Source organism: Bradyrhizobium sp. STM 3843 (genome assembly GCF_000239815.1).
GTDB lineage: Bacteria > Pseudomonadota > Alphaproteobacteria > Rhizobiales > Xanthobacteraceae > Bradyrhizobium.
This window is the reverse complement of sequence record NZ_CAFK01000177.1, coordinates 1-25,007: the sequence shown is the minus strand read 5'-3', so window position 1 is coordinate 25,007 and position 25,007 is coordinate 1. Positions and strand designations below refer to the sequence as shown.

Here is a 25,007-nt window from a genome sequence, read left to right as displayed (position 1 = left end):
CAGCTCATTTTCTGTTTCTTGGGTCGGGCGCGCCGACCACCGGCTCGGGTGCGCCGATCAGCGCGCGAATGCTGGCAGCAAGCGCACGGATGCGTGGACCGATCTCGGCCTCGAGCTGGCCGGGCTGCAGACGGAAGGCGGGAATGCCGCAATTGATCGAAAAGGCGCGCGTTGCGCTGTGAAACAGCGGCACGGCCACCGCATGGATCGCGGCCATGTACTCGCCGAAGCAGGTGCAGAAGCCGCGCTCGGCGCATTGCGCGATGCCGGAGCGATAGGCCTCGCGATAGGCCGACCATTGCTCCGTGTCTGATGCTTCCAGCCGCTGTTCGAGCGAGAGGGCATCGTGTGTCGGCAGCAAGGACGCGGCGGCGCGGCCCATCGCGGTGCTGACGACCGGGATCGGCATGCCGATGTCGGGGACATGCGGCCCGACATCGCCTGAGCGCGCCGTCTCGACATAGATCATGGAGGTGCCGTCGAGCAGGCCGATCGACACCGTGCCGCGCACACTCTGCGCCACCTCCTGCATCAGGGGCCGCGCGGTTTGCCGGAAGGGCATGTCGGCAAGCAAGGGGTGGGCGATGCGCAGCGCGCGGATGCCGACGCGATATCTGGCGCGCTCCGCGTCGTAGTCGAGATAGCCGAGCTCGGCGAGCGTGTGGGTCAGCCGCGCCACCGTGGGGCGCGGAATGCCGGTGCGCGCGGCGATCTCCATGTTGCCGAGCACGGGCGATCCCGCCTTGAACGCCTCCAGCACCATCAGGCCCTTGGCGAGCGTGGTGGCGAAGGCAGCGTCGCCGGCGCTGTCGGCGAGCATGATTTCGACGGGCAGGGGGCGGATGGCGGCCGGCTGTGGATCATTCAGAATGCTCATGTCCATAGGAATGGGACATTCCGGTCATTCTGTCTACATGTCTGATCAAATATCGATAGTTAGTCCATTATGTGGACGTCATCTGTTTGTGAGGGCGGATAGCGCCGATCGCGGGCATAATGCCGCCCATTGCCGGAGGTCAGAGATGTCAACAACGGTCAAGCAGATGCTGGAAGCGGCGAACGCCGCAGTACCCAAGATCACGCCGGGCGAAGCCAAGGCGATGATCGCCAAGGGCAACACGCTCATCGTCGACGTGCGCGATGCGCCGGAAGTCGAGAAGAGCGGCAAGATCGCCGGCGCGGTGCATGTGTCGCGCGGCATGCTGGAATTCCGCGCCGATCCGGGCTCGCCCTACCACGACAAGAACTTTGCCAAGGACAAGACGGTGATCCTGTATTGCGCGTCCGGCGGCCGCTCGGCGCTCTCGGGCAAGACGCTGAAGGATCTCGGCTACGACAAGGTCTACAATGTCGGCGCGTTCAAGGATTGGGCCGAGAGCGGCGGCGCGGTCGAGAAGCCGATCGAGCCGGGCATGTGAGCCGGTTGCGGCTTGTCCTCACGCCGGCGGCATGGGCTGCGACAGCAGGCCCTGCCGCAGCGCGAGCCTGACGAGCTCGATATCCGAGCCGACGCCGAGCTTGTCCTTGATGATCGAATGGACGTTGGCGACCGTCTTCGGACTGAGATGGAGCGCGTCTGCGATCTCGTCGGTGGTTCGCTCCGCGAGCAGCATCTGCAGCACCTCGAATTCGCGCGCCGTCAGCACATCGGCCGCCGCGGTTTCGCCGGCGAGCCGGCCGAGCGCGAGTTCCTGGGCGATGTCCGGGCTGACTGCCATGCGTCCGGCGAGCACGTCCCGCGCCGCCTGCACCAGCGCTTCCGGCGGGCTGCTCTTGGTCACATAACCCTTGGCGCCGGCACGGATCGCCTGCACGGCAAAGCCGGCATTCTCGTGCATGGTGAACACCAGGATCCTGGCCTCGCGATCCCATTGCCGGATGCGGCGGATCGCTTCGATGCCGCCGACGCCGGGCATGGTCACATCCATGATGACGAGATCAGGCCTCACCTCCTTGAACAGCCGGTAGGCTTCGGCGCCATCGGCGGCTTCGGCGACCACCCGAAAGCCCGGCTGCTTCTGGAGGACTGATCTGTAGCCCTCGCGCACCACGGCATGATCGTCGACCAGCATGATGGCTCCGCCGGGACTGGTCACGCCGCGCACTCCTCAAGCACGCGCTGGTCGGACAGTGACCGGTTGCTGCTCGTAGCGAAGGGAATGCCGACATGCAGGCGCGAGCCGCCGTCCTGTCTCGATTCGAAGTTCAATTGTCCGCCCAGCCCGGCCACCCGTTCGCGCATGCCGAGCAGCCCCATTCCCGGCCTCACCGCCTGATCGCCGGCGCGGCCGTCATCCTCGACGGTGAGCTCGATCGCTGCGGGCGCATCGCGCCGGTCATGCACCGTCAACTGAAGCAGCACCTGCGCGGCGTCCGCGTGCCGTGCTGCATTGGTCAACGCTTCCTGCGCAATGCGATACAGATTCAGGCCGATCGTCTCCGGCAGGCTGTCGACAGCGCCTGCAAGCCTGATCTCAAACCTCGTCCGACCGGACTGGCGCCTGCTCCATCCCGTGACCAGGCCTTCGAGGCTTGCGCCCAGCCCAAGCTCGTCGATGTCGGGCGGACGCAGCCTGAACAGCGCGCCGCGCAGCGTGCTCATCATGTCACCAGCGGTGCGTGCGATGCTGTCGCATTCGGACAGTAGCTCCGGACTGGTCTGCGCCGCGCTCTGGCCGGCCGCGGACGCCAGCGCGCGAATGGCGGCAAGCGACTGGCCGAACTCGTCATGAAGCTCGCGGGCGAGATGGCGACGCTCGTCGTCCTGCAGCGCGATCAGCCGCCGCGTCAGCTCGTTGCGCTCCGCGATGGATGTCGCGAGGTTTTCGGCCAGTTGGTTGAAGGCATCGCGGATCGCCGACAGCTCGGCGAGATCGAACGGCGGCAGCCGCGCGGTGAGGTCGTTGGCGGCGATCCGCTCCAGCCCTGCACGGATCAGCCGCGTCGGCCGCAGCGCCCGCGCCAGCGCCGCGTAGCTGAGCACGCAGAGCAGCACGAGCGCGCCTGCGAGCACCGGCAGCAGGCGGCTCAGCTCGCGCCATGCATCGGCGCTCAGAACGGCTGGATCGATCCAGGCCACGGCTTCGCCCAGTGGTCTGTCGCCAAACAGCACAGGCCGCGCCGCCTCGCGCCCGTGATCGAACATGGCGCGATGGACGACGGCAAAGGCGCGCGGCGGCTCGCTTTGCGTCTGCGCTCCGCCACAGAACTGTTGCACCATTTGTCCGCTGCCGGCGCGGTAGGCGATGCACAGGCCCGGCCGCATCACCAGCGAGGTAATGCTGTCGAGGTCGGGGAAGGTCGCCCCCGGATTGTTCACCCAGCGCGTCTTGTTGAGCTGCAGCTGCAGCGTCCTGGCGGTAATGTCGGCGATGTCGTTCAGTTCGATGCGCGTCGAGCGGTCGATGTCCCACACGACGACCGCGGAAATGACGGCAAAGCAGATGGCGGATACGGCCGATATCCGCAAGGTCAGGCGGTATTTGAGATCGCTGTTGGCGAGGGTCCACATCGTCTCGGCCTCACGCGTGGGATCAGGTTAAAGCGGCCCGCGCATTTAACGGCAGAACCGGCGCGACGAAAAGGATCGCCACCGGACGAGAGGTGACGTCGTGAAATTTTCCCGTAGCCGGCCGGGATATCAGCCGTTTCGGCCAGCAAACCGCGATCTTAGCGTTCGGGTCCAACCTTTTCGGAAAAGGAGCTCTCATGACCCGCAGCTCACGTTTGCTTGGCCGTTTCGCGATTGCGAGCCTGATGTTCGCCGTGGGTTTCGGCCGCGCGTGGCCGGCCCAGCCGTCCGGCCCGGCCCCGGCCGTGGTGGTCGCGGATTTCAGCTATGTCGATACCTCCGGCGAGCCGGCCGACCAGAGTGCTGCGCATCAGCGGCGGCTCCAGGCCTTCATGGCCGCGCTCCGTCACGAGCTGGCGACAGACCAGCGTCTTCGCCTGGTCGATCCATCCTGTGCGCCGTCCTGTCTCGCAGATGGGACAGCCATGGATGGACTCCGCCGCGTCACAACCGATGCAGGGGCGCGGTTTCTCGTGGTCGGTGCTGTTCAGAAGACGAGCACGCTGGTGCAGTGGGCGCGGACCGCCGTCGTCGAAGTCGCATCCAACCGCGTGATATCCGAGAAGCTGTTCACGTTCCGCGGCGATGATGACGAGGCCTGGCAGCGGGCCGAGATCTTCATATCGCGCCAGATTCGCGATGCCATGGCGGCTCCGTCGGCGCCGGTCCGGATTGCGCTGCTCCCGTTCACGCTGGACGACAGCAGCGCCGGAGCCGGGGCGGTCGGCGCGACGGAGACCGATATCAAGGGACTGGCTGATACGACCGAAGCGGTGCGTCAGCTCCTCGATCAGTCCGGCCGTTACCGGCTGGTCGAGGTGGATACGGCGGTAGCGGCAAAGCCGCAGACCGGCTGTGATGATTGCGACCTGCGGTTCGCCCGCGAGCTTGGTGCGGATCAGGCGCTGACCGGCGTGGTTGGGCGGGTCAGCCGCACGGAATACACGATCAGATTCCAGCTCCGCGATACCAGAAGTGGGGCCGTCATTGCTGCCGGCGACAGCGGGCTTCGCATGGGCGCCAACTACTCCTGGGGGCGCGGTGCGGCACGTCTGGTGAGTGAGCGGCTGCTCGGTGGTGACGAGACGAGATGACTGCGCGCTATTTCTTCGCGGTCACCGTCTCCCACAGCCACCGCGCCACGGCCTCCGGCGACGCATCCGCATCGCTGCCGGAGGCACGCAGGTTAGCTTCGCGCATCGCTGTGATATCGATCTTGCCGAGCAGGGGTGTCAGCGCCTTCTGCAGCGCCTGATCGCCCGCGCGCTTGGGCGACAGCAGCAGGATCGCGTCATAGGGCGGGATCGCGTGCTTGGTGTCGTCGAGCACGACGAGATCGTATTTCTTGATCAGCCCGTCGCTGGTGTAGCCCGCAATCACGTCGACCTCGCCGGCGGCGACCGCCGCATACATGAAGTCCGGCTGCATCTGGCGCTGCGCCCGAAACGACAGGCCATAGGCCTCACGCAATGCCGCCCATTCCGGCCGCGAGAAGAACTCATAGTCGCCGGCGATGGTCATGGCGCCGGCATGGCTGGCGAGATCGGCGATCGTGTGGATATGAAGCGCCTCGGCGCGGGTCCGCGGCATCACCAGCGCATAGGCGTTCTCGAAGCCGAGCTCGCCGAGCAGGGTGACGTGCTCTTGCGCAAGCTCCGTCTTCAACGCATCCAGCAGCGCGTCGCGTGGCAGCTGTTCGCTGCGATGAAACTGGTTGGCCCACAGCGTGCCGGAATAATCGACATAGACGTCGACATCGCCATTTCGCAAGGCTTCATAGATCACGCTGGAGCCGAGCCCGGCGCGCGTCGTCGCCGGCAGCCCGGCCGCCTGCAGGCGCTCGCTGAGCAACGCCGCCAGCACATATTGCTCGGTGAAGGTCTTGGCGCCGACCACGTAGCGCGCGCCCGATCCGGCGAGCGCCGGCACGAGGCTGGCGGCGACCATCGCCGCAATGCCGGCCGCGCCGAGACCGGCGCGGAGGCGGTGGCCATTCCGCAGGCCGGTCTCGATCAACGCCAGCAGCTGGTCGACCGCGAGCGCGAGCACGGCGGCCGCGACACAGCCGAACACGACCAGCACCCAGTTCTGCGTCTGCAGCCCGGCGAAGATGTAGTTGCCGAGACTCGTCTGCCCGATCGGCGTCGACAGCGTCGCCGTCCCGATCACCCAGACGGCGGCGGTGCGGATTCCGGCCATGATCACCGGCAGCGCCAGCGGCAGTTCGACCGTCGTGAGCGACTGCCGCGCGGTCATGCCGACGCCTTTCGCCGCCTCCAGCAGCTCCGGTTCGATGCCGTTCAGCCCGGTGATGGTGTTGCGCAGCACCGGCAGCATCGAATAGAGCGCAAGTGCCAGCACCGCCGGCAGGAAGCCGAAGGCGGAGAAGCCGACGCCGAGCCAGCGCATCGCCAGCGCGCCGAGCGCAAGCAGCAGCGGGTAGAACAGCGCGAGCAGCGCCAGCCCCGGCACGGTCTGCACGATGCTGGCCGCGCCGAGCAGGACGCCGCGCAGCACCGGCCGGTTGCGCGCGATCAGCGCCAGCGGAAAGCTGACGACGAGCCCCAGTGCCAGCGCCGCGATGCTGACCCGCAAATGGCTGCCGAGATAATCCGCAAGATGCGACGACGCCTCGATGAAGCGCGGATCGGAAAGCAGGCTCATGCGGTGCCGCGCTCCGCAAGCTGCGCCCTTAGCCGCTCGGCCTGTCGCCGTGGCGTCTGCAGCAGCTCGGTCACGTAAGGCTCCTGGCTGGCCGCGAGTTCAGCCGGTGTGCCGGTTGCGAGCAGCCGGCCGGCGCGCATCACCGCGATGCGGTCGGCCAGGAGAATGGCTTCCGTCATGTCATGGGTGATCATGATCGTTGTCAGCTTCAGCCGGTCGTGCAGGGCGCGGAAATCATCGCCGAGCGCATCGCGCGTCAGCGGATCGAGCGCGCCGAACGGCTCGTCCATCAGGACGATGCGCGGGCTCGCGGCGAGCGCGCGCGCAACGCTGATGCGCTGCCGCTGGCCGCCGGAGAGCTCATGCGGCAGACGGTCGCGATAGGCGGAACGATCCAGGCGAACCAGGTCGAGCAGCTCATCGACACGGGTTGTGATCTCATCGGCCGGCGTGCCGAGCAAAGCGGGCGTGATGCCGATATTGGCGGCCACGCTCAGATGTGGAAACAGGCCGCCGCTCTGGAACACGATGCCGATGCGGCGGCGCAGGGTCACCGGATCAACTTTGCTCACATCCTCGCCTGCGATCGTGATCGCGCCGGAGTCGGCCTCGGTCAGCCGGTTCGTCAGCCGGAGCAGGGTGGTCTTGCCGGAGCCGGAGGTGCCGACGATGGCAAGAAATTCGCCCTCCGCAACCGCAAGCGACACGTCGTCGACCGCGCGTACGCGCGCGCCGTTGTTGGCGAAGCTCTTGCAGACATGAGCGTAGGTGATCAGCGGCGTGTCTGGCATCGACGGTTCGACTGGTTTTCACACCCTCCCCTGGAGGGGGAGGGTCGACGCGAATGACATGAGCGTCGGGGTGGGGTGGCTTCTTTCGATAGATCACCTCGCCCCGTCTCACATTTCGCTTCGCTCAATGTGAGCCGATCCTCCCCCTCCAGGGGAGGGTAAGACGTCGCCGCTCCCTCTCACGTAGCACGTCGCGGGGCCGCGTTGAACTTCGCCGCTCAAGACGCTAAGCCATCGTCCGCAATTGGAGGAACGAAAAGTGACGCAGGCAAGATCCGCGGCCGTCGCGCTGGAGGAGGCGACCGTGGCGTTCCGTCTCGCCGGCGGGCGGGTCTATACCGCGGTGGAGAAGGCCCGGCTCAGCGTGGCGGACGGCGAGTTCGTGGCCATCGTCGGGCCGACCGGCTGCGGCAAATCCACGCTGCTCAACCTCGCTGCCGGGCTGTTGAAACCCGCGGGTGGTGCGGTGCGGATCTTCGACCGGCCGCTCGCCGGCCTCAATCGCGAGGCCGGCTATCTGTTCCAGGCCGACGCGCTGTTTCCCTGGAAGACAGCACTGGAGAACGTCGCGATCGGGCTCGACATCGCGGGCACGCCGCGAGCCGAGGCGCGTGAGCGCGCGCAAGCCTGGCTGGCCTCGGTCGGCCTCGCCAGCTTCGGCAACCGCTATCCGCATATGCTCTCCGGCGGCCAGCGCAAGCGCGTCGGCCTTGCCCAGGTCCTGATCCGCAATCCCAAGATCATCCTGATGGACGAACCGTTTGGCCCGCTCGATGCGCAAACCCGGCAGATCATGGGCAATCTGCTGCTCGATCTCTGGAGCGACGATCGCAAGGCCGTGCTGTTCGTTACCCATGATCTCGAGGAGGCGATCGCGCTCGCCGACCGTGTCGTCATCATGTCGGCCGGACCGGCCGCGCGCATCATTGGTGACTGGCGGGTCGAGCTGCCGCGCCCGCGCGACATTTTCGAAGTCCGGCTCCGCCACGAGTTCCACGAGCTGCATCGCGAGATCTGGCACATGCTGAAGGCCGAGGTGGCCAAGGGCTACGCGCAGGCGGGGGCGGCATGACGATGTCTGCGATGAGTTCAAGTTCTAAAGCACTGTTCTTTCGACGAGGACGGTGCGCTCCCTCCCCCTTGCGGGGGAGGGTCGGGGTGGGGGGTACCCCGCAAAGACTGTTGGCTGTGGCACCGCCACCCCCAACCCCTCAGAGCGAGCATTGCTCGTCTCGCCCCCGCAAGGGGGAGGGGAGCAGAGCCGCGCACGTGGCCACAGCTTCGCACCTCGCATGTACGGCGGAGCGGTGTGATGTCCCGCGTCGGCCTGTTCGCGTTGCAAATGCTGGTCGCCGTCGCCATCATCGCGCTGTGGCAGGTGTTCGCCACGGTGCCGGTGTTCGGCCGCATTCTGCTGCCGCCGTTCTTCTTCTCCAATCCGGTGGATGTGTTCTCCCAGGTCATCAACTGGTTCGCGACCGGCGTGATCTGGAAGCATCTTGCGATCACGCTGTGGGAGTCGATCCTGGCCTTCGTGATCGGCTCGCTCGGCGGCGTGCTGGTCGGCTTCTGGTTCGCGCGCAAGCCGCTGGTCGCGGCCGTGTTCGACCCCTACGTGAAGATGGCCAATGCACTGCCGCGCGTGGTGCTGGCGCCGATCTTCACGTTATGGCTTGGGCTCGGCATCTGGTCCAAGGTCGCGCTCGGCGTCACGCTGGTCTTCTTCATCGTGTTCTTCAACGTCTATCAGGGCGTCAAGGAAGTCTCGACCGTGGTGCGCGACAACGCACGCATGCTCGGCATGGGCGAGCGGCAGTTGATGCGCCACGTCTACTGGCCCTCGGCGCTGTCCTGGATGTTCTCCTCGCTGCATACGTCCGTCGGGTTCGCCGTGGTCGGGGCGGTGGTCGGCGAATATCTTGGTTCAGCCGCGGGCCTGGGTTATCTGATCCAGCAGGCCGAAGGCGTGTTTGATGTCGCCGGCGTGTTCGCCGGCATGTTCGTGCTGTCGATCTTCGTGGTGCTGATCGATATCGGCGTCACGCTGGTCGAGCGGCGGCTTCTGGTGTGGCGGCCGGATGCCGTGGATGCACGATGATCGACGTGAGATGTGAGCGACAAAAACCGGTGTCGTCCCGGCGCACGACGGGACCCATACCGCGGAACTTATCGTGGGGCGATGCTGGTCGACGATCATGTGCAAGACACGCTGGCCGGTGGTTATGGGTCCCCGCGTTCGCGGGGACGACAGCTGTGTTTGTCGTGGCGGTCTTCTCAATCCAGGCCCGCCGCTCTAGGCTGAAGACAATCTGAACGGAGGAAACAATGAAAACAATTTTCGCTAAGCTCGCGGGAACGCTGCTCGCTCTCACCCTGACCACAAGCCTCGCGTCGGCCGCGAGCAAGGTGACGGTCGCGGTCGGTGGCGGGGCCTGCCTGTGCTATCTGCCGACCGTGCTGGCCAAGCAGCTCGGCGAATATGAGAAAGCGGGGCTCGACGTCGATCTCGTCGATCTCAAAGGCGGCTCGGATGCGCTCAAAGCCGTGCTCGGCGGCAGCGCCGATGTCGTCTCCGGCTATTTCGATCATTGCGTCAATCTCGCCGCCAAGAAGCAGGAGCTGCAATCCTTCGTGGTCTATGACCGCTATCCCGGCCTGGTGCTGGTGGTCGCGCCGTCGCATAACAAGGAGATCAGCTCGATCAAGGATCTCGCCGGCAAGAAGGTCGGCGTCAGCGCGCCGGGCTCCTCGACCGATTTCTTCCTGAAATATTTGTTGAAGAAGAACGGACTCGATCCCTCCGGCACCGCGGTGATCGGCGTTGGTCTCGGCGCGACTGCGGTGGCGGCGATGGAGCAGGGTCAGATCGATGCCGCCGTGATGCTCGATCCCTCGGTCACGGTGCTGCAGGGCAGCCATCCGGACCTGAAGATCCTGAGCGACACCCGCACCCAGCATGATACGCTGGAGGTGTTCGGCGGTGAGTATCCGGGTGGCGCGCTGTATTCGACCGCAGCCTGGGTCGCCGGGCATCCGAGTGAAACGCAGGCGCTGACCAATGCGATCCTCTCCACGCTTGTCTGGATTCATGCGCACACGCCGGAAGAGATCATGGCGAAGATGCCCGACGAGATGGTCGGCAAGGACAAGGCGCTCTATCTTGCCGCGCTGAAGAATACGATTCCGATGTATTCGGAAACCGGCAAGATGGACCCGAAGGGGGCCGAGGCCGTGCTCGCCGTGTTCAGCACGGGCTCGCCTGATGTCGCCAAGGCCAATGTCGACGTCAGCAAGACCTACACCAACACCTTCGTCGACAAGGCGAAGGGCACCACGGGCGCAAGCTCAAAATAGAAAGCATGGGTGTGCATGACCGATGTCGTCATTCATCGCGTGACAGGGCTCGACTTCAAGGTCGAGCCCTGGGACTGGCCGTTTGCACGTGAACGGCAAGCCGACATCGCGGCGCATTTCAAGGAAAGGCAGCGCGCGATACCGGCGCTGTTTAATGGCCGCGTGCTGCTCGGACGTGATCCCGTATTCGCCGCCGGGCAGTTGCGCGCGAGCTATTTCGAAACCGACTTCGCCAATCTGCTCGCCTGGCGCGATTGGGGTTTTCCGGATCGCTCCGTCTTCAACGGCTTCGGCATGGGCGCGCTGCGCACGGCCGACGGCGCCTTCGTACTCGGCGTGATGGGCGGGCAGACCGCCAATGCCGGCAGGATCTATTTCCCGGCCGGCACGCCCGATCCGGAGGATGTCAATGACGGCAGCCTCGACATCGCAGCGAATGTCGCGCGCGAGGTCGAGGAGGAGACGGGGCTGTCGCCGTCGGACTACCAGGCCGGCGCGCATTGGGATTGCGTGGTCACCGGCGCCTCGATCGCGATGATGCGGGTGCTCGACGTCGGAAGCGAGGGCGCTGCAACGCCGCATCGAGGCCAATCTCGCCACGCAGGTCGAGCCGGAACTTTCCGCGATCCTGCTGGTTCGCTCGAGGGACGATCTGACGGCGACGATGCCGCGCTTCGTCACCGCCTTTCTCGAAGCGCAATTCGAAGACAGCGAAGCCTTACTCCCATGAACAAGCCGCGCTTGCTGGCCGCTGAGCTCGACCCGTTCGTTTCGCCGTTCCGTGTCGACGGCGCCGAGCGGTTTCACCTGAAGTCGCACAAGACCAAGGCCAAGGGCGGCCTCGACAAGGAGCAAGGCGAAGCGATCATCGAGCAGAACCGCAAGCGGCTCGCCGATTTCCAGGAGAAGCTCTATGCGCAGGACCGGTGGTCGCTGCTGGTGATCTTCCAGGGCATGGATGCCTCCGGCAAGGACAGCGCGATCAAGAGCATCTTCGAAGGTGTCAACCCGCAGGGTTGCGAGGTCACCTCGTTCAAGCAGCCGACATCCAAGGAGCTGGATCACGACTTCATGTGGCGCAGCTTCCTCGCGCTGCCCGAGCGCGGCCGCATTGGCATTTTCAACCGCTCCTACTACGAGGAGTGCCTGGTGACGCGGGTGCATCCCGAATTGCTCAAAGCCGAGAAGCTGCCGCCGAAGCTGATCACCAAGAACATCTGGCGTGAGCGCTTCGAGGACATTTCCGCCTTCGAGCGCTACCTGACACGCAACGGCACCGTGATCCTGAAATTCTTCCTCAACATCTCCAAGGAGGAGCAGCGCGAACGCTTCCTCGACCGATTGGAGGAGCCGGCGAAGAACTGGAAGTTCTCGATGAATGATGTCACCGAGCGGGCGCGCTGGCAGCGCTACCAGGCCGTCTACCAGGGAATCTTGCGGCACACCTCGACGCCGTTTGCGCCCTGGTATGTGGTTCCGGCGGACCACAAATGGTTTGCACGCGTCGTCATCGGCTCGGCCATCGTGGCGACGCTGGAGAGCCTCGATCTGCATTTTCCGCGCACCGATCCGGCCTCGCTCAAGGAATTCAAGGCGGTGCGCAAGGCGCTGGAAGCCGAGGGCAAGGGGCGGAAGAAGTAGCGATAATCCGATCTTTGGGTTCGTTATTGCGAGAGGAGAGTAGGGTGGGCAAAGGCGTTGGCACCGTGCCCACCGGACCTCTGGCCGTGAATCGGTGGCTACACCGCGTTTGCCCACCATTGACTGAGTGAGGTCGGTCAGCGTTGCGCCGTGCAGCGCCCTCTCCCCTTGCGGGAGAGGGCATCTCCGGACCATCCACGCACTCGATCGGGTGGGGGGTCTCTCCGCGAACTACGCTCGTTGAGGCATACCCCTCGCCCGACCGAGCTTGCCACGATTTCCTATATGCCGTCTCCCACAAGGGGGAGGGCGCACTCATGTGCGCCGCGCCTCATCTTCCGATATTCAAGCGCCGCGGCAAGACTTCTAAAAATCAAGGCTACGACATCGCAGGCTTACGCGGCGCCGCGCTGCCCCTCGCCGCCAGCATCTTTCGCCATCAGGAACTGCCGCTCGAAATCGGCGGCCGGCATCGGTTTGCCGAAGAAGTAGCCCTGTCCGTGCTCGCAGCCAAGCCGCAGCAGCAGGTCGGCGGTCGCCTGGTTCTCGATGCCTTCGGCGATCACCATCAGCCCCAATTGACGGCTGAGGCTCACGGTCGAGCCGACGATCGCCGCATCATCGGCATCGGTCAGGAGATCGAACACGAAGGAGCGATCGATCTTCAGACCGTCGAGGCGGAACTTCTTCAAATAGCTGAGGCTGGCGTAGCCGGTGCCGAAATCGTCGAACACGATGCTGACGCCGAGCGCCTCGATGCGCTTGAAAATGTCGAGCGCCCGGGCCTCGTCGTGCAGCAGGATGTCCTCCGTCACCTCGAGTTCGAGCAGCGCCGGCGAGAGTCCGGTGTCCTGGAGCAGGCTGCCGACCTGGGCGGCAAGATCGCCGGAGTGCAATTGCGAAGGCGACAGGTTGACGCCGATTCGAACCGGAGTGCCGGCGAGCTCCCATGTTCGGGCCTGGCGGCAGGCCGTCTGCAGCACCCAGCTCGCGACCGTCTCAGACAGGGCCGACGTGTTGACCACGGGAATGAAGGCGGCAGGCGGAACCAGGCCACGCACCGGATGGCGCCAGCGGATCAATGCTTCCGCGCCGATCGCGCGGCCATCGAGCAGGTTGACCTGCGGCTGATAGAACAGCTCGAACTCGTTGCGCTCGACCGCAAGCGCAAGCTCCGCCTCCAAGGTCAGGCGCGCCTCGAGCTCGCTGCGGATCGTCTCCTCGAAGATCACATGGCGGCCGCGGCGGATCGCCTTGGCCCGGCAGAACGCCAGATGACCGTTGCTCAGGAGCTCGTCTGCGGTCCGTCCGCCCTCCGGATGGACCGCGACGCCGATGCTCACTTTGACATGATGCTGGCGCGGGCCGGCCTGCAGCGGAGCGTCGAACAGCCGCGCGACGTGCTCGGCGAGCTCCGCGACGGTATCTCCGACCGTAACGTAGGACACCGCGACGGCGAACTCATCGCCGCTCAAGCGAGCGACCAATCCCTGGCCGCCGAACTCCGCGGTCAGTCGGTCCGCCACCGCCCTGAGCACGAGGTCGCCATAGCTCTGTCCGAGCATGTCGTTGATCTGCTGGAAGCCGTCGAGGCCGATCACCAGCAGCGCCATGTCCCGAGACAGCGCGTCCTCGGCGCTTAGCAGCACGGTGAGCCGCGCCTGAAGCGTGTTGCGGTTGAACAGCCCGGTGAGCGCGTCGTGCTCGGCGAGATAGCGGATGCGCTCGGCCTCCCGATTGCGGAGCGAAACGTCGCGCAGGATCGCGCCGTATTGCAATCCGTCGGCGCCCTGCCAGGCAGAGACGCTCGCTTCGACCCGAAACACCTCGCCGTCATTGCGGCGACCATCGAATTCGATCACCGATCCGCCTGGCGCGAGCTTCGCCACCCATGCGGCGTCTCGAATCGCGAACAGCGCCTCAGCATCATCAGGGTCGACGCAGAGCGTCCGGAACGGTTGGCCGATGATCTGGTCCGCCTGATAGCCGAAGATCGCCGCGGCACCCGGATTCCACAACGTGATCAGTCCGTCTGCATCGGTGCAGACCAGCCCGTCGCTGAGCGACATTGCGATGCGCTGGAAACGGTTCTCAGCGACGCGGCGGAGCAGGCCACGGAAATCGATTTCGTCGAGCGCGATCGTCGCCAGATAGGCAAGGATCGCGAGCTGCAGCAGCGAGCTGTCGAGGACCACGGCATAGCGTGCATGCAGCCATAGCGCCGCAGCCTCGACCAGGGCACTCGTCGCCACCAGCAACAGCACGCGCCAGAAGGCGCCGAGCCGGCGCCAGGACATGATCATCATCATGAGGATGATGACGACGCCCGCGAGCGTCACGGCGTTCGAGGTCATCTGCAGGGTGCGTCCCTGCAGCATCGATTCCGCGGCGAGCGCCTGTAGCAAAGGTCCGGAGACGATCTTTCCGTTCGGCACGCTGAAGCGGTCGCCGAGCTCCAGCGCGGTGCCGCCGACGATCACCTTCTTGCCCTTGAGCAGCGCCAGCTTTGCCGGGTCGCCGTTCATGACATCGACATAGGAGATCGTCGGCACCGACGCGGGATCGATGCCGAAATCAATCAGGAACGACGCGTCGCTGGCGAAGCTTCGACCGGTCAGGGCCGCGGCCATCGACGGCACCAGGCCGCCCGCAAGCTGTTCGCCAAACGCATACTGCCTGACCCTGCCGTCGGGACAGACAGTGACGTTGACCAGCACCGGCCAGGCATTGGCTTCGAATTGCGGCAAGGGACGGTTGACATGGACGGCACCTGGGGCGCCGGCCGCGGCCGGCTGCCTGAACGCCGGCAGCAGCACCGATCCGCCGGCGGCCTGCAGCGCGTCACCGAAAGCCTGGTCGGACGGCGGGTCGGACGGCGCGCTGAAGTCGACGTCGAACGCGATCTGCTCTGCGCCCGCACGCATCAGCTGCCGCAGCAATTCAGCATGCAAAGCCCGCGGCCACGGCCAGACGCCGATCCGCTCGATCGAATGGGCGTCGATAGCGACGATGGCGATCTCGCTGCTGGCCTGCCGCTTGTCCCACGTGAGCCTAAGGTCGCTGAGCCCGTTGCGCAGCACCTCATGCCAGCCGGAGACGCCGACAGTCAGAAGCGCAATCAGCACCAGAACGTGCGGCCGCAAATGCTTCAGCATCCCCCTTAAGTCCCCATTCGTGCGTGCGCCTTGCGCGCGCACCGTGTCTCAGCCTCTTGCCGGCCTCAGCTAGTTCTTGGTGTGCCCATAGGCATGGCCATTGCCGTTGCCGCCAGCATTGCTGTTTTCGCTATTGCCGTTGCCATTTCCGTTGCCGCCGCCGTTTCCGTTATTGCCATTGCCGCCGGAATTGCCGTTGCCGTTGTTGGCGACCGCATTGCCGTTGCCGTTCGAGTTGTTGCCGTTGCCGCCGCCGGCCGATCCGCTTGACGAGCCGACTGCGGCCGTCACCGCTGCCGCAACCGAAGCGTCCCCGGTCGCACTGCTGGTGTTGCTGCTGGCGGCGGAGCTGCTGCTGTTGCTTGCGCTGCTCACGCCTGCCTTGGCATCGCTCCAGACCGTATCGCTGCGCGATGCGCTGCGAACGCCCGGCGTGGCTCCGCCATGGGCGAGCCCATGGGTCGCCTGATGCACATTGAGCTTCACTTCGCCGAGCGGCGCCGAGATCCGCACCACGTTCGGCTTGGCAAGGTTGGCGACAGCGCCGGGCTGGGTGCTCAAAGGCGCAGCGGCTGATCTTATCGACCCGCCGACAGACTGGAGCGCATGGATCACGCTGCCGTTGGTGCCGCGTGGCGCCTGCAGGCCTCCCTTGGGGACCGGAACGCGATCGACGGAGGAGGCGCGTGGGCGACCCTGCTCGATCGGGCTGAAGCTGCCGGAGCCGCTGAGGCTCAGTCCGGCCTTGCCATGGGTGAAAGCGGTTGCCGCCTGGCCGGGCCTCACCTGCGCGATCTGGCCCGACTTGAAATCTGCGACTTCGACCTGGCCGCGGCTGACCTCGACCTTGGTGCTGTTAGCCCCGATGGTGACGCTGAACTGGGTGCCCTTCACGACCGCGGCGAGATAGGGTGTCTCGACCTCGAAATGTTGGACGTTGCCCTTCTCGACATCGAGCAGGATCGAGCCGGCGCGCTGCAGGATGGTTGTTGCCATGCCGTCCTTGGCTTCAGTGGGTAGGCCAACGACCGAGTTCGGCGCGATCAGGATGGTTTCGGCGCCGCGCGTCAGCAGGACGCGGCCGTTGTGGCCGGTGCGGATGCTGTCGCCGGGGTTCAGAACGTTGTCGCTACCGAGCGAGACCTGAGCCGCGCCTTCCGTGATGACCCACACTTCGCCGGAGAATTTGCTCACCGACCAGGGCTCGCCATCAGCCGCGCAGGCGGCTTGAGCCGCGCCGACGATGAACGCGGCGGTCAGGACTCGTTTCAGACTGCCAATGCCCAACATGGTGGCCTCTCGCGATAGTTGCCGAGACTGCAAACTAGCGGAAATGTTTCAAGAGACCCTTAGGACAAAGCCTCGTCATTCCCGGACGCCTTAACCCTTCGTTGACCATAAAAAATTAATCAAAATCATGCGGTCTTCATGTGTCCCGGCATTCACGAGATTTGTCCTCTCAAGCGATTCAGACGCCTTGCTGACCATCGGGCTTGGCCGGAACCGGGCTCGCGCACGCGTCGTGTTGGCACACGTCGTGGCAGCGCTTCTGGCGGCCGCAAGTGCCGTGCCTGCGCAGGCAGACCCGGCCAGCCCGCCCGCGTTCGATCCGCGACAGACCGAGAAGTTCTTCGACGATCTGCAGTCGCGCCCGGCTCCCGCCCCGGTTCGACCTCGCCTGTCGCAGGCGCCCCGGCCTGAGCTGCGGGGCCACGGCAAGCCGCTGTTCGTGCTGCGTGGCGTTGCTCTGAGCGGGGCGAGCGCGCTGCCGCGCGAGCAACTGGCGAGGGCCTATCAGCCTTACCTCGGCAAGCCGGTGTCGCAGGACGATCTGGCGGCGATTGCGGCAGATATCACCGAGCAGTACCGCGCGGCCGGCTTCCATCTCAGCCGCGCCATCGTGCCGCCGCAGGACATCAGCGACGGCCGGGTCCGGGTGCGGGTGATCGAAGGTGGTATCACCGAGGTGACACTGAAAGGTCCGGGCGCCGAGGAGTTCGGCGTGCGGCCGATGCTCGACGCGGTGCTGGCGGAGCAGCCGTCACGTCTTGCGACGCTTGAACGCCAGCTGCTCCTGATCAACAGCCGCGGCGGCGTGCGCATCGCCGATTCCTCGCTGGAGGAGCTCGGCGGCGCCACGGGGCGCTTTCGTCTGGTGCTCGAGCTGAAGACATGGCACCTCTATGGCTTTACAGGCCTGGACAATCTCGGCTCGTCGACGGTCGGCCCCTGGCAGAGCTATGCGACGGCCGCGTTCAACTCCTATCTGCTGCCGGGCGATACGCTGGCCGTGAACCTGTCGACCACGCCGGGCGACCCGCGCCAGCTCAGTTTCGGACGGCTGTCGTATGACGCGCCTGTCGGCACCGACGGCGCGCGGGTCGGCGCCTCGGCGCTCTATAGCGAAGTGCGGCCCGGCGACATCCGCCGGCTCTTCAACGACAATACCGTAACCGAGACCTACGAGGTGCACGGCAGCATCGCGCCGATCCAGTCGCAGCAATCATCGCTGGTGCTGACGGCGGCGTTGGCCTTCAGCGAGGTGTCGGAGCGCGATGTGTTCGGAAAGATCTATCAGGATCACATCCGCTTTCTCACGCTGACCTCGGACTATCGCTGGGGCGATCGGTTCGGCGGCGACAGCTATCTGACCGTGTCCTACCGCCAAGGCCTGGATATTCTCGGCGCCACACCTTCCAACGATCCGCTGGCGTCGCGCGCTGGCACCTCGCCCAGCTTCTCGATCCTCAATGCGTGGTTCACGCGCTACCAGACTCTGTCGGATGCCTGGTCGATCAAGATCGCCGGCGCCGGACAGGTCGCCTCGGGGCCGCTCTACAATTCCCAGCAATTCTATCTCGGCGGCTTCGCCTTCGGGCGCGGCTATCGCAGCGCGGAGATCAGCGGCGACAATGGCCTCGCCGGCACTTTCGAGCTGCGCTTTGACCAGAAGCTGAACTGGGCCTACCTCCTCGGCTATCAGCTCTATGGCTTCGCCGATGCCGGCCTGGTCTGGAACGACGGCTTCCGCCCGTCCGACGGCGTGGCGCTGACCTCGGTTGGCGCCGGTATCCGTTTCACCTTCCCGAACGAATGGCGTGCCGATCTCGGCGTCGCCTTCCCGCTGTCCTATCGCGCGCCGGACAACGACACCCGCAGCGCCCGCTTCCTGCTGTCGCTGTCGAGCGCCGTGAAGCTCTGCCCGCAGCGCGGCCAGGGGCCGTGTCTCTAGCTTTCTAGATCGTGCCCGGCTGGTGCGAGTGGAACAGCCGGCCCTTTTCCGTGACCAGCACGATCGCGAGCGCCGCGGAGCTGCAGACCAGGAAGCCGGTCGCGAACGGGATGGCTGTGCCGTCGAACGCCTGGCCGACCACAGCACCGGCGCCCATGCCGAGCAGGGTGGTGATCGAGCCGTAGAGCGAGGAGGCGGTGCCGGCGTTGGCCCGTTGCGGTTCCATTGCCAGCGCCGTGAAGTTCGCGAACATCAGGCCGGAGGCGAACATCATCCCGGCGGACAGGAGGATGAACAGCCACAGCGGCAGCATGTCCAGGCGCGCCGCCGCGAAGGTGACGATCGCGGTTCCGACGCTGCCGATGAGCGCGCTGTGCGAGATCATGCGCATGCCGAGCCGGCCGACCAGCCGGGCATTGATGAAGGCGGAGACGGCGATCGACCCCGCGATGGCGGCAAAGGCGAGCGGAAAATAACGGCCGAGATGATACACGCCGGTGAACAGCTGCTGCGATGAGAACACATAGCCGAGCAGCGCGCCGAAGGTGCCGCTCGCGGCGAGCGCATAGCCGAGCGTCTGACGGTCCGTCAGGGTCTTGCGGAAGGCGTCCAGAATTTCGCGAACGGCGAACGGCTTGCGCTCGGACGCGGGGAGGGTTTCAGGCAGCCGCGTCATGGTCCAGATCAGCGCCACCAGGCCGTACACTGTCAGCACCACGAAGATGCCGCGCCATTGCGCGAACACCAGCACCGCCTGTCCGAACGACGGCGCCACCACCGGGACTGCGATGAACACCATCATCGCCAGCGAGACGACGCTGGCCATCCGGCGCCCGGCGTAGCAGTCGCGCACGATCGAGGTCGCGATCACGCGCGTGGCCGCCGTGCCGAGACCTTCCAGCACGCGCGCGAGCAGCAGCGTCTCGAACGAGGGGGCGGCAATGGCGAGCACGCTGGCGCAGGAATACAGCACCATGCCGCCGAGCAGCACCGGGCGGCGGCCGAAACTGTCAGACAAGGGCCCGATGGCGAACTGACCGATGCCGAAACCGATCATGAAAGCCGAGAGCACCAGCTGCAGCCGGTTGGCCACGTCGATATGGAAGGCCGAGCCGATATTCGGCAGTGCCGGCAGCATCATGTCCATGGCCAGCGGGTTCAGCGACATGATGGTCGCAATCACGATGACGAATTCGGCGAAACCCATCGGCCGGTGGCGGACGATTGCGATGGTGTCGGCATTGGTGTCAGCCAAGTCGAGAGCCTTCCACGAGTGCTTCTTAGGATGCGAACGAATCTGATTGGCTTTGTTGCGGTGCACAACCCACGTTTCGGAATGGCAGCCCTACGGCACCTGGCCCGTTGGCGCGATTGTGAGTGGGGCGGGGCGCCGGCAAATTGTGTCCCCGCAGTCGCGACGATACCGCCGGCGTGATCGAGGCTGAGGTTGCAGGCATGAAGGTTTACAAGATTGTCGTCTATGTCCCGGAGGCGCAGGGCGACGCGGTCCGCGCGGCGATGGGTGCGGCCGGAGCAGGGTGGATCGGCAATTACGATTACTGTTCGTTTACTGTGAAGGGCATCGGCCGGTTCCGGCCGCTTGCCGGCGCCAACCCGACGATCGGTGCTGTGGGACGGCTGGAAGCAGTCGAGGAAGAGCGCATCGAGACCGTGTGTGCCAAGGATCGCCTGCGCGACGCCTTGCAGGCGATCCGGACCGCGCATCCTTACGAGGAGCCTGCGATCGACGTCTACCCGATCGAAGTGATCGAATAGTTTGACTGCGTCATAACGCCGGCATTTCCGGGGCAGCCCGTCCGGACTGACCCCGGAATCTCACGACGCTCAGGCGCGCATCATCACGGCAGGCTTTCGTTGCAGGCTGCTCTTGCTTGAGAGGCCTCGACCCTTGCCGCTTGCAATTTGATGGTTACCCTCAGCCCCGACCGATCCCGGCCGATGATATTCTCGATTTCGATCACGCCCCCTGCCTGATCGATGGCGCGCCTGGCGATCGAGAGACCGAGCCCGGAGCCCTCGCCGCTCGGCTGGCTGCCGCGGAAGAAGGGCTCAAATATGCGGTCGATGTCGGCCGGCGGGATGCCAGGCCCGCTGTCCTCAATCTGTACGACCGCCATGGCACCCTCTCGGGTGACGCCAAGATCAACCGTGCCGCCATCGGGCGAAAACTTGATCGCATTTTCAACAACGTTACGGATCGCCGAGGTCAGAGCAAAACTGTTGCCGTCTACCTCGACTTCGTCAGCGACTGTGAAGCCAAGCTCGACATCCTTGACGGCGGCATCTTCCCACAGATCGGCGACGACGCCTTTCGCAACTCTGTCAAGAAACACACGTTCAGTCTTGTCAGACAGGCCTGACTGCTGACGTGCTAGTACGAGGAGCTGCTCAAGCAATTGTCTGGTTCGCCGCATACCGCGTTTCAAAGCATTGACGCGTTCGCGTGCGGCGACAGACATGTCGACGGAATCGAGATTTTCCGCCTGCAGGCTCAACGCTGTAATCGGGGTCCGCAACTCGTGAGCGGCATCGGCGATGAAGTGCCGTTGTTGATCCACCATCGCGTAGACTCTGGCCAGCAATCCGTTGATCGAGGCAAGAAACGGCTGTAGCTCACTCGGTGCGCCCTCGGTCGCGAGCAGCCTCATATCGTCGGCTCTGCGCCCATCAAGCTCGTCGGCCAAGCGCACCATTGGACCGAGCGAGCGTGCAATCACAATCGCTATCACCAGCATCAGACACGGCACGAGCGCTGCAATCGGCAGCAAGGTGCGGAGCGCCATATTGCCCGCGAGCTCGGTGCGGATTTCACTGCTCTGGGTGACTGCAAGGCGGCTTCCGTCCGGCCGGGTGCGCAGCAGAACGCGAACCGCTTGGCCCTGATAGCTATCGTTGTGCAACCCGTCTTGCAAAACCCAAAGCCGGCGCATATCCGCGGGGCCGCGCGGCGCATTGCCGAGCTCGACGACCCCAATTTCTGAATCGACGTCGACACCATTGACGGCCTGATTTTCCTTGAAAGGAGCACCGAGCGCAAATGCACCGACCTGGATCAGGACGGAGTCCTGGATCTCGATGGCCTCGTCGTAGGCCCACAGATAAGCGAAGGTGGCACCGATGGCGCCCGTCAAAATGACGATCGACGTCAATCCGATAAAGAGGCGAGCGCGCAGCGACCGGGTCATGCGCGGTCCACCATCCAGCCGACGCCACGGACATTCCTGATCGCAAGCGCACCGAGTTTTTTGCGAATGGTGTGGATCAAAAACTCTACGGCATTGCTCTCGACCTCCTCGTTCCAACCATAGATGTGCCCTTCAAGGTCGGCGCGCGACAGGATGGCGCCAGGCCGCAGCAGCAGGGCCTGAAGCAGGGCAAATTCCCGCGCGCTGAGAATGGCTCTCTCGCCGACAAAACTGGCTTCACGGGTGGCGGGATCGAGCTGAAGCCTTCCATTGCCCAGGATTGGCGACGCGCCGCTTCCTTCACGGCGGATGACCGCCCGCATGCGGGCGAGCAGCTCTTGGATTTCGAACGGCTTGATCAGGTAGTCGTCGGCGCCAAGATCGAGACCACGGACGCGATCATCAAGCGCGTCACGCGCCGTCAGGATGATGACGGGCAGTTTGGTGTTGGCGGCGCGAATAGTCTTGAGCACATCGAGGCCATCGACAGCCGGCAGGCCAAGATCGAGCAGTACGAGATGATAGCTTTCATTGCGGGTCGCCTCGATGGCAAGGCCGCCGTCGCGGACCCAATCGACCGCATAGGCAGCATCCTTGAGCGCCTCGACCACGGCGGCGCCAATCATCTTGTCGTCTTCGGCTAACAGAACTCGCATGGCGACGATCTTTGAAATCCACACGGCGACGAGACCACCCAACCTCGTACGGCATCATCAGCCAAGAGCCAAGTCCGAAGCCAAGTCCGAGAGGGAGGCCAAGGGCAGTATGACTGATCCAACTTAGGAACGAATTAGGATGCCTAACGTCGCCAGAACCGGTCGCTAAGCCGGGGCTAAGTTCATGCGCGCAGGTTGACTCCGGATTTTGACGGGTTCCTCGATCCGCCCCGAAAAGGAGTTTCGCGACGTGCCACAGCAGCTGCGCCTCACGCATGAGATGCTGAACAAGGTCCCGGAAGTAACTTTCATCTTCTGGGTCATCAAAATCATGTCGACGACGGTCGGCGAAACGGGCGCGGACTATCTCGCTGTTCATGTGGGGCTGGGCGTCGCGGCAACCGATCTCCTGATGGCCACGCTGCTCTTTCTGGCGCTGAGCTTGCAATTGAGGGCGCGGCGCTACATGCCCTGGATCTATTGGGTCACGGTGGTGCTGGTCAGCATCGTTGGTACACAGATCACGGACTTCCTGACCGACAAGTTGGAAATCAGCCTTTACGTCAGCACGTCGGCATTCGCGGTCGTGCTGGCTGCCATTTTTGCCACCTGGTACGCGGTGGAGCGGACCCTCTCGATCCATACGATCATCACGAAACGGCGCGAGCTGTTCTACTGGGCGGCGATCCTTTTCACCTTCGCACTCGGCACAGCCGCCGGCGACCTTGCCACGGAAGCCCTTGGTCTCGGCTTTGATGCCGGCGTCATTGCCTTTGGTTCGCTGATCGCAGTGATCGGAGCCGCCTATGCGCTCAACGGCAACGCCGTGCTGACCTTCTGGCTGGCCTACATCCTGACGCGCCCGCTCGGCGCTTCGCTGGGCGATCTGCTGTCTCAGGCGCGTGACTATGGCGGGCTTGGCCTTGGAACGATCTACACCAGCCTCGCCTTTCTCACCGTCATTGTCGCGCTGGTCGCCCGGCTGACTTTCGAGGGTGACCGGAGCCGCAAAGCTGAAGCCCTTACGAGCGACTGAAGGTGCGCCCCGCCTGCCTTGATCCTCGATCCCCGCGAAATCATCACCAAAGGAGTGCAACATGAGATTCACCAAATTCCTGGTGGCGGTCGCTGCTGTGACCATCACCCAAGTTGTGCCTTATGCTCAGCGAGGCGCTTCACTCGTATCTCGCGCCGAGGCTGCCCAGTCGAAGCTCGGCGATCTGACGCCATTCCGCAGCATTGCCGCCGATGTCGCAGCTCTCGTCGATAAAGGCGACTTTCCCGGCGCCAAGACGCGCATCAAGGATCTCGAGACCAAATGGGATGAGGCGGAAGCAGGCTTGAAGCCGCGAGCGGCTTCCGACTGGCACAAGGTCGACAAGGCCATCGACCGTGCACTCGACGCCGTGCGCGAAGGCACGCCAGACGCCGACAAATGCAAGAAGGCCCTCGCCGATCTGTTGTCGGTCATGGATCAGATGAAGGGCTGATGCCCTTCATCCACGAAAACAACACTGGCCGCTCACGTCCACGGAAAGAGCAAATGATGAAGCCGTTGAGTAGCACTTTAGAAAATGGCGTCAGTAAAGTCCCCACCGTCACGCTAGGCTTCTGGATTATTAAGGTTCTGGCGACCACGCTTGGCGAAACCGGCGGCGATGCGGTGACGATGAGCTGGTTGCACGCCGACACGAACCCTCAAGGCGGAGGCTACTTGATCGGCACGGGCATCTTCCTTGCCGTGTTCGTTGCAGCCGTCATCGCGCAAATCTCGGTCCGGCGGTTCAATCCCTGGGTCTATTGGTTAGCGATTGTGGCCTCGACGACAGTCGGTACCGCGATGGCTGATCTGTTCGATCGCTCATTGGGCATCGGATACGCGGGCGGCTCATCCATCTTGTTGGGATGCGTGATCGGCTCGCTCGCCATCTGGTATTTCAGTCTCGGCTCGATCGCCGTGCAAACGGTGACGACACCCAAGGTGGAGATCTTCTACTGGGTGACGATCACCTTTTCGCAAACCCTGGGCACGGCGCTCGGCGATTGGACGGCGGACGATACCGGCTTGGGATATCAGGGCGGCGCGCTCGTCTTTTGCCTGGGCCTCGCGGTGCTGGCAGCCCTCTATTACTGGACCGAGATCTCGCGCGTCTTCCTGTTTTGGGCTGCCTTCATTCTCACGCGGCCGCTGGGAGCGACGGTCGGAGATTTCCTCGACAAGCCGATGAACCATGGTGGCCTTGCTCTGAGCCGACCGTTGGCCTCGGCTGTGATCCTCGTCGCCATGGTGGTATTGATTATCGTGTTGCCACAACGACCAGGTCGGCATCCCGGATCGGATGTGGCAGAGCAGATACGGTAATCCCGCGTGCGCACCGTCCTCGCGCGGGGAGGCGGCTCCGCTGATCGCGCGCCAAGCGATTCGATCGCGGCAGAACTAATAAATCGTCTCCTGGTGTAGAGGTTGTCGATGTGCGGCGGCAGCAATGAGCTGGCGATTTTTAACCGTTCTATTCTGTATCAATTCCAGCGCGCGGGTTCCGAAAACCCGTTGATGCGTCGTCAACGCAGCGGCAACGTACTCCTAAGAAATTTCGGGGGACGTCATGTCAGGCGTTGTTGTCAACGCGCCCGCGTGCAGCGGTGCGCGAGCGTATGGTTATTTGCTTGCGAGTGTCTGTTTGCTTCCACTCTTCATGCTCGAGTCCCGCGCTGCTCACGCGCAGGCGGCAGGTGA

21 protein-coding genes and 1 pseudogene are annotated in these 25,007 nt (G+C 64.5%); 12 read left to right on the top strand and 10 right to left on the bottom strand.

Annotation, left to right across the window (positions count from 1 at the left end):
- Positions 1–4 precede the first annotated feature (4 nt).
- Entirely contained in the window at positions 5–877 is an 873-nt protein-coding gene (locus BRAS3843_RS18955) for a helix-turn-helix domain-containing protein (RefSeq protein WP_050886473.1), read from the bottom strand.
- 145 nt (positions 878–1,022) lie between these two features.
- Between BRAS3843_RS18955 and BRAS3843_RS18950 the strand changes: the two genes are divergently transcribed.
- Positions 1,023–1,418, top strand: a complete 396-nt coding sequence (locus BRAS3843_RS18950; RefSeq protein WP_008970615.1) for a rhodanese-like domain-containing protein — start codon at positions 1,023–1,025, stop codon at positions 1,416–1,418.
- A gap of 18 nt (positions 1,419–1,436) precedes the next feature.
- On the opposite strand, the gene BRAS3843_RS18945 is transcribed toward BRAS3843_RS18950, so the two are convergent.
- Together BRAS3843_RS18945 and BRAS3843_RS18940 are read right to left on the bottom strand one after the other, a co-directional pair.
- Complete coding sequence (locus tag BRAS3843_RS18945) at positions 1,437–2,072, bottom strand: response regulator transcription factor (RefSeq protein ID WP_085966978.1); 636 nt, start codon at positions 2,070–2,072, stop codon at positions 1,437–1,439.
- A 20-nt stretch (positions 2,073–2,092) separates the two neighbouring features.
- A complete protein-coding gene (locus BRAS3843_RS18940; RefSeq protein WP_008970613.1) occupies positions 2,093–3,511 on the bottom strand; it encodes a histidine kinase in 1,419 nt (472 codons plus the stop codon).
- A gap of 197 nt (positions 3,512–3,708) precedes the next feature.
- Between BRAS3843_RS18940 and BRAS3843_RS18935 the strand changes: the two genes are divergently transcribed.
- Positions 3,709–4,665, top strand: coding sequence for a DUF2380 domain-containing protein (locus BRAS3843_RS18935; protein WP_008970612.1), 957 nt, complete (start codon positions 3,709–3,711; stop codon positions 4,663–4,665).
- A gap of 7 nt (positions 4,666–4,672) precedes the next feature.
- Here BRAS3843_RS18935 and BRAS3843_RS18930 read toward each other — a convergent pair whose 3' ends face one another.
- Positions 4,673–6,235 carry an ABC transporter permease/substrate-binding protein gene (locus BRAS3843_RS18930; protein WP_008970611.1) on the bottom strand — a complete coding sequence of 521 codons (1,563 nt, stop codon included), beginning with the start codon at positions 6,233–6,235 and terminating at the stop codon, positions 4,673–4,675.
- A complete protein-coding gene (locus BRAS3843_RS18925; RefSeq protein WP_008970610.1) occupies positions 6,232–7,026 on the bottom strand; it encodes an ATP-binding cassette domain-containing protein in 795 nt (264 codons plus the stop codon). Before BRAS3843_RS18925 ends, BRAS3843_RS18930 begins: the two co-directional genes overlap by 4 nt.
- Positions 7,027–7,285: 259 nt before the next feature.
- On the opposite strand from BRAS3843_RS18925, the gene BRAS3843_RS18920 reads away from it, so the two are divergent.
- The 5 genes and pseudogenes from BRAS3843_RS18920 to BRAS3843_RS18905 all read left to right on the top strand — a co-directional run bounded on the left by BRAS3843_RS18920 (position 7,286) and on the right by BRAS3843_RS18905 (position 12,021).
- Positions 7,286–8,098, top strand: a complete 813-nt coding sequence (locus BRAS3843_RS18920; RefSeq protein ID WP_008970609.1) for an ABC transporter ATP-binding protein — start codon at positions 7,286–7,288, stop codon at positions 8,096–8,098.
- Positions 8,099–8,338: 240 nt separating this feature from the next.
- Complete coding sequence (locus BRAS3843_RS18915) at positions 8,339–9,124, top strand: ABC transporter permease (protein WP_008970607.1); 786 nt, start codon at positions 8,339–8,341, stop codon at positions 9,122–9,124.
- Between the two features lie 227 nt (positions 9,125–9,351).
- Positions 9,352–10,380 carry an ABC transporter substrate-binding protein gene (locus BRAS3843_RS18910; RefSeq protein WP_008970606.1) on the top strand — a complete coding sequence of 343 codons (1,029 nt, stop codon included), beginning with the start codon at positions 9,352–9,354 and terminating at the stop codon, positions 10,378–10,380.
- 15 nt (positions 10,381–10,395) lie between these two features.
- Positions 10,396–11,110: pseudogene (locus tag BRAS3843_RS39700) on the top strand (NUDIX hydrolase).
- Positions 11,107–12,021 (top strand): polyphosphate kinase 2 family protein, encoded by a 915-nt coding sequence (locus tag BRAS3843_RS18905; protein ID WP_035982162.1) that lies wholly within the window; start codon positions 11,107–11,109, stop codon positions 12,019–12,021. The pseudogene BRAS3843_RS39700 and the gene BRAS3843_RS18905 overlap by 4 nt, the downstream one beginning before the upstream one ends.
- Before the next feature lie 395 nt (positions 12,022–12,416).
- On the opposite strand, the gene BRAS3843_RS18900 is transcribed toward BRAS3843_RS18905, so the two are convergent.
- Together BRAS3843_RS18900 and BRAS3843_RS18895 are read right to left on the bottom strand one after the other, a co-directional pair.
- Positions 12,417–15,176 (bottom strand): EAL domain-containing protein, encoded by a 2,760-nt coding sequence (locus BRAS3843_RS18900; RefSeq protein ID WP_008970604.1) that lies wholly within the window; start codon positions 15,174–15,176, stop codon positions 12,417–12,419.
- Positions 15,177–15,245: 69 nt separating this feature from the next.
- Positions 15,246–16,466, bottom strand: a complete 1,221-nt coding sequence (locus BRAS3843_RS18895) for a FecR family protein (RefSeq protein ID WP_008970603.1) — start codon at positions 16,464–16,466, stop codon at positions 15,246–15,248.
- Between the two features lie 247 nt (positions 16,467–16,713).
- Between BRAS3843_RS18895 and BRAS3843_RS18890 the strand changes: the two genes are divergently transcribed.
- Positions 16,714–18,408 carry a POTRA domain-containing protein gene (locus BRAS3843_RS18890; RefSeq protein ID WP_244425389.1) on the top strand — a complete coding sequence of 565 codons (1,695 nt, stop codon included), beginning with the start codon at positions 16,714–16,716 and terminating at the stop codon, positions 18,406–18,408.
- A 4-nt stretch (positions 18,409–18,412) separates the two neighbouring features.
- On the opposite strand, the gene BRAS3843_RS18885 is transcribed toward BRAS3843_RS18890, so the two are convergent.
- Entirely contained in the window at positions 18,413–19,663 is a 1,251-nt protein-coding gene (locus BRAS3843_RS18885; RefSeq protein ID WP_008970601.1) for a multidrug effflux MFS transporter, read from the bottom strand.
- Between the two features lie 200 nt (positions 19,664–19,863).
- Here BRAS3843_RS18885 and BRAS3843_RS18880 point away from each other — a divergent pair, with 200 nt between their 5' ends.
- Positions 19,864–20,184 (top strand): NIF3 1, encoded by a 321-nt coding sequence (locus BRAS3843_RS18880; protein ID WP_035982161.1) that lies wholly within the window; start codon positions 19,864–19,866, stop codon positions 20,182–20,184.
- Positions 20,185–20,267: 83 nt separating this feature from the next.
- Here the strand turns inward: BRAS3843_RS18880 and BRAS3843_RS18875 are convergent, their stop codons facing one another.
- Together BRAS3843_RS18875 and BRAS3843_RS18870 are read right to left on the bottom strand one after the other, a co-directional pair.
- Entirely contained in the window at positions 20,268–21,614 is a 1,347-nt protein-coding gene (locus BRAS3843_RS18875; protein ID WP_008970599.1) for an ATP-binding protein, read from the bottom strand.
- Complete coding sequence (locus BRAS3843_RS18870) at positions 21,611–22,270, bottom strand: response regulator transcription factor (RefSeq protein WP_035982158.1); 660 nt, start codon at positions 22,268–22,270, stop codon at positions 21,611–21,613. The genes BRAS3843_RS18875 and BRAS3843_RS18870 overlap by 4 nt, the downstream gene beginning before the upstream one ends.
- 280 nt (positions 22,271–22,550) lie before the next feature.
- Here BRAS3843_RS18870 and BRAS3843_RS18865 point away from each other — a divergent pair, with 280 nt between their 5' ends.
- The 3 genes from BRAS3843_RS18865 to BRAS3843_RS18855 all read left to right on the top strand — a co-directional run bounded on the left by BRAS3843_RS18865 (position 22,551) and on the right by BRAS3843_RS18855 (position 24,632).
- Positions 22,551–23,306, top strand: coding sequence for a membrane protein (locus BRAS3843_RS18865; RefSeq protein WP_035982156.1), 756 nt, complete (start codon positions 22,551–22,553; stop codon positions 23,304–23,306).
- A gap of 61 nt (positions 23,307–23,367) precedes the next feature.
- Positions 23,368–23,760 carry a hypothetical protein gene (locus BRAS3843_RS18860; RefSeq protein WP_008970596.1) on the top strand — a complete coding sequence of 131 codons (393 nt, stop codon included), beginning with the start codon at positions 23,368–23,370 and terminating at the stop codon, positions 23,758–23,760.
- A 56-nt stretch (positions 23,761–23,816) separates the two neighbouring features.
- Complete coding sequence (locus tag BRAS3843_RS18855; RefSeq protein WP_035982155.1) at positions 23,817–24,632, top strand: membrane protein; 816 nt, start codon at positions 23,817–23,819, stop codon at positions 24,630–24,632.
- Positions 24,633–25,007: the final 375 nt, after the last annotated feature.

Excerpts from the sequence above, each read along its gene's own strand:
- BRAS3843_RS18905 (WP_035982162.1), top strand. The coding sequence starts at position 11,107 with ATGAACAAGCCGCGCTTGCTGGCCGCTGAGCTCGACCCGTTCGTTTCG.
- BRAS3843_RS18910 (WP_008970606.1), top strand. The coding sequence starts at position 9,352 with ATGAAAACAATTTTCGCTAAGCTCGCGGGAACGCTGCTCGCTCTCACC.
- BRAS3843_RS18865 (WP_035982156.1), top strand. The coding sequence starts at position 22,551 with ATGCTGAACAAGGTCCCGGAAGTAACTTTCATCTTCTGGGTCATCAAA.
- BRAS3843_RS18860 (WP_008970596.1), top strand. The coding sequence starts at position 23,368 with ATGAGATTCACCAAATTCCTGGTGGCGGTCGCTGCTGTGACCATCACC.
- BRAS3843_RS18925 (WP_008970610.1), bottom strand. The coding sequence starts at position 7,026 with ATGCCAGACACGCCGCTGATCACCTACGCTCATGTCTGCAAGAGCTTC.
- BRAS3843_RS18900 (WP_008970604.1), bottom strand. The coding sequence starts at position 15,176 with ATGCTGAAGCATTTGCGGCCGCACGTTCTGGTGCTGATTGCGCTTCTG.
- BRAS3843_RS18875 (WP_008970599.1), bottom strand. The coding sequence starts at position 21,614 with ATGACCCGGTCGCTGCGCGCTCGCCTCTTTATCGGATTGACGTCGATC.
- BRAS3843_RS18855 (WP_035982155.1), top strand. The coding sequence starts at position 23,817 with ATGAAGCCGTTGAGTAGCACTTTAGAAAATGGCGTCAGTAAAGTCCCC.
- BRAS3843_RS18915 (WP_008970607.1), top strand. The coding sequence starts at position 8,339 with ATGTCCCGCGTCGGCCTGTTCGCGTTGCAAATGCTGGTCGCCGTCGCC.
- BRAS3843_RS18940 (WP_008970613.1), bottom strand. The coding sequence starts at position 3,511 with ATGTGGACCCTCGCCAACAGCGATCTCAAATACCGCCTGACCTTGCGG.
- BRAS3843_RS18930 (WP_008970611.1), bottom strand. The coding sequence starts at position 6,235 with ATGAGCCTGCTTTCCGATCCGCGCTTCATCGAGGCGTCGTCGCATCTT.
- BRAS3843_RS18945 (WP_085966978.1), bottom strand. The coding sequence starts at position 2,072 with ATGCTGGTCGACGATCATGCCGTGGTGCGCGAGGGCTACAGATCAGTC.
- BRAS3843_RS18880 (WP_035982161.1), top strand. The coding sequence starts at position 19,864 with ATGAAGGTTTACAAGATTGTCGTCTATGTCCCGGAGGCGCAGGGCGAC.
- BRAS3843_RS18935 (WP_008970612.1), top strand. The coding sequence starts at position 3,709 with ATGACCCGCAGCTCACGTTTGCTTGGCCGTTTCGCGATTGCGAGCCTG.
- BRAS3843_RS18955 (WP_050886473.1), bottom strand. The coding sequence starts at position 877 with ATGAGCATTCTGAATGATCCACAGCCGGCCGCCATCCGCCCCCTGCCC.
- BRAS3843_RS18895 (WP_008970603.1), bottom strand. The coding sequence starts at position 16,466 with ATGTTGGGCATTGGCAGTCTGAAACGAGTCCTGACCGCCGCGTTCATC.
- BRAS3843_RS18950 (WP_008970615.1), top strand. The coding sequence starts at position 1,023 with ATGTCAACAACGGTCAAGCAGATGCTGGAAGCGGCGAACGCCGCAGTA.
- BRAS3843_RS18870 (WP_035982158.1), bottom strand. The coding sequence starts at position 22,270 with ATGCGAGTTCTGTTAGCCGAAGACGACAAGATGATTGGCGCCGCCGTG.